The sequence below is a fragment of the Pedobacter hartonius genome, assembly GCF_900107535.1.
Taxonomy (GTDB): Bacteria; Bacteroidota; Bacteroidia; order Sphingobacteriales; family Sphingobacteriaceae; genus Pedobacter; species Pedobacter hartonius.
Genome location: NZ_FNRA01000030.1, coordinates 2,308 through 5,927, shown reverse-complemented (window position 1 = coordinate 5,927; position 3,620 = coordinate 2,308). Strand labels below are relative to the sequence as shown.

The 3,620-nt window shown below is 48.4% G+C and carries 2 tRNA genes and 2 rRNA genes; all 4 read right to left on the bottom strand.

What is annotated here, in order from left to right:
- Window positions 1–19: 19 nt before the first annotated feature.
- Window positions 20–131 (bottom strand): 5S ribosomal RNA (gene rrf, locus BLW16_RS22710).
- Window positions 132–332: 201 nt separating this feature from the next.
- A 23S ribosomal RNA gene (locus tag BLW16_RS22705) occupies window positions 333–3,214 on the bottom strand.
- A 236-nt stretch (window positions 3,215–3,450) separates the two neighbouring features.
- Window positions 3,451–3,527 (bottom strand) — tRNA-Ala (locus BLW16_RS22700).
- A gap of 17 nt (window positions 3,528–3,544) precedes the next feature.
- Window positions 3,545–3,618: transfer RNA gene (locus tag BLW16_RS22695), tRNA-Ile, on the bottom strand.
- Window positions 3,619–3,620: the final 2 nt, after the last annotated feature.

Sequence of the window (3,620 nt, the reverse complement as noted above, 5' to 3'; positions counted from 1 at the left end):
CTGAAAGGCTTTCTTTAAGATTTGGCACCGACCTACTCTCCCACGTGTTACCGCAGTACCATCGGCTCTGGTGGGCTTAACTTCTCTGTTCGGAATGGGAAGAGGTGGACACCACCGATATAGGCACCTAAATGTCTTTTATCGATTCAGCTCTGCTTACAGATATTGCTATCCTTGTCGCTTTGCCGATTGATTATATTTGATAATATTATAAATGTTTATTGCTTTGTCAGGTTCCTTTAGCCTTTGGCCCTTGGCTCCCCTTCATCGCTGTAAACAATGACATATTATTGAAAGAAGTTAGTTGAGAAGAACAAACAACAGTATTCTGCTTTTGAAAGCTTCGGATGATTAGTATTACTCGACTATGCTGTCACCAGCTTTACATCTGTAACCTATCAACGTAGTAGTCTGCTACGGTCCTATATGGAATTCTCATCTCGTGGCTAGTTTCGCACTTAGATGCTTTCAGCGCTTATCTATTCCCAACGTAGCTACTCTGCAATGCCCCTGGCGGAACAACAGATTCACTAGAGGTTAGTCCAACCCGGTCCTCTCGTACTAAGGTCAGCCCCACTCAAAATTCCTACGCCCACAACAGATAGGGACCGAACTGTCTCGCGACGTTCTGAACCCAGCTCGCGTGCCACTTTAATCGGCGAACAGCCGAACCCTTGGGACCTTCTCCAGCCCCAGGATGTGACGAGCCGACATCGAGGTGCCAAACCTCCCCGTCGATATGAGCTCTTGGGGGAGATCAGCCTGTTATCCCCAGCGTACCTTTTATCCTTTGAGCGATGGCCCTTCCATGCAGAACCACCGGATCACTATATCCGTCTTTCGACCCTGCTCGGCTTGTCTGCCTCACAGTCAAGCAAGCTTATGCTATTGCACTCCTCATACGGTTACCAAGCGTATTGAGCTTACCTTTGAAAGCCTCCGTTACCTTTTTGGAGGCGACCACCCCAGTCAAACTACCCATCAAACAATGTCCTCTCATTCAAGAGTTAGACACCGAATACAGAAAGGGTGGTATTTCAACGTTGACTCCACGACGCCTGGCGACGCCGCTTCATAGTCTCCCACCTATCCTACACATCCTGTATCCAATGTCAATGTTAAATTGTAGTGAAGGTGCATGGGGTCTTTCCGTCCCGTTGCGGGTACCCGGCGTCTTCACCGGGACCACAATTTCACCGAGCTCATGGCTGAGACAGCGCCCAGATCGTTACACCATTCGTGCAGGTCGGAACTTACCCGACAAGGAATTTCGCTACCTTAGGACCGTTATAGTTACGGCCGCCGTTTACTGGGGCTTCAATTCAATGCTTCGCCTTGCGACTAACATCCCCTCTTAACCTTCCAGCACCGGGCAGGTGTCAGGCCTTATACTTCATCTTTCGATTTTGCAAAGCCATGTGTTTTTGTTAAACAGTCGCCTGGGCCTTTTCACTGCGGCTGACATTACTGCCAGCGCCCCTTCTCCCGAAGTTACAGGGCCATTTTGCCGAGTTCCTTAGCCATGATTCACTCGAGCGCCTTAGAATTCTCTTCCCGGATACCTGTGTCGGTTTGCGGTACGGGTTTTTATAACCTGAAGCTTAGCGGTTTTTCTTGGAAGTCTGATTACCTGCGCTATCCACTCACCCGAAGGCTCGCGGTACTATCGACCTTTAGCTAGAGTGGCGGATTTGCCTACCTCTCCAATACCTACAGTCTTTAACGATCTATTCCGTCAGATCGCGGCAGTGTCACTACTCCGTCCCCACATCGCAGTTATAAAAAGTACTGGAATATTAACCAGTTGTCCATCGAATTTCCCCTTCGGGTTCTCCTTAGGCCCCGACTAACCCTGATCCGATTAGCGTTGATCAGGAAACCTTATCCTTTCGGCGGGCAGGTTTCTCGCCTGCCTTATCGTTACTTATGCCTACATTTGCTTTTCCAGAAGCTCCAACACAGCTTACGCCATATCTTCGCTGCCGCTGGAATGCTCCCCTACCGTAAAATTTACATTCTACCCATAGCTTCGGTATACTACTTGATGCCCGTTTATTATCCATGCACGATCGCTCGACTAGTGAGCTGTTACGCACTCTTTAAATGAATGGCTGCTTCCAAGCCAACATCCTAGCTGTCTGTGCAATCGCACCTCGTTAGTTCAACTTAGTAGTAATTTTGGGACCTTAGCTGATGGTCTGGGTTCTTTCCCTCTCGGCCCGTGACCTTAGCACCCCGGGCCTCACTGCTGTGTATATTTGATAGCATTCGGAGTTTGTCTGGATTTGGTAGGATTTGACTCCCCCGCACCCAATCAGTAGCTCTACCTCTATCAAACTCAAACCACAACGCTGTTCCTAAAAACATTTCGGGGAGTACGAGCTATTTCCCAGTTTGATTAGCCTTTCACCCCTACCCACAGATCATCCGGAAACTTTTCAACGTTTATCGGTTCGGTCCTCCAGTACGTGTTACCGCACCTTCAACCTGTCCATGGGTAGATCACAAGGTTTCGCGTCTACCTCCCCTGACTATACGCCCTATTCAGACTCGCTTTCGCTTCGGCTGCGTGTCTTAAACACTTAACCTTGCCAGAGAAGAGTAACTCGTAGGCTCATTATGCAAAAGGCACGCCGTCACGCCACCTGGACGCTCCGACCGCTTGTAAGCACACAGTTTCAGGTTCTATTTCACTCCCCTGTTCGGGGTTCTTTTCACCTTTCCCTCACGGTACTGGTTCACTATCGGTCTCTCAGGAGTATTTAGCCTTACCGGATGGTGCCGGCAGATTCCCACAAGGCGTCTCCGACCTCGCGGTACTCAGGATACTACTAGGCTAATGTTACTTACGTGTACGCGGCTCTCACGCTATATTGCCAGGCTTCCCATCCTGTTCCACTTCATTTCATTAATACCACATCGTAGTCCTACAACCCCAGCTATGCCGTAACATATCTGGTTTGGGCTCTTTCCCGTTCGCTCGCCACTACTTAGGAAATCATTATTATTTTCTCTTCCTCTGCTTACTTAGATGTTTCAGTTCGGCAGGTTTGCGTACCGCAGTACGACTGGTCTTCAACCAGCCAGGTTTCCCCATTCGGAAATCACCGGATTAATTCATATTTGCTAATCCCCGGTGCTTATCGCAGCTTATCACGTCCTTCATCGCCTCTGAGAGCCAAGGCATCCCCTGTGTGCTCTTTCTTACTTTCTTCTCTCCATAGCCTTTTGCGCCTATGGAAATGCTTTTTTTGTTCTGTCGTTAACCTTTTTGGTCAGTTGGATTTGAATGTAAACATTCCTATCTTTCTGTCCTAAGTGCCAACAACGTCTCTATTGTTGTTTGCTCTTCTTTTTTAACTTCTTCCAATATGTCAAAGAACTTTTCTATCCCCGGATTCCCTTGCGGTAGTCCTATTTTGTTTGATCTCTTATCTTAGATCAGGGTGATGGTGGAGAATAACGGAGTCGAACCGTTGACCTCCTGCGTGCAAGGCAGGCGCTCTAGCCAGCTGAGCTAATCCCCCTAAGATTTATACTTATGTAGTCCCGAGCAGATTTGAACTGCTGACCCCTACATTATCAGTGTAGTGCTCTAACCAACTGAGCTACGGGACTAT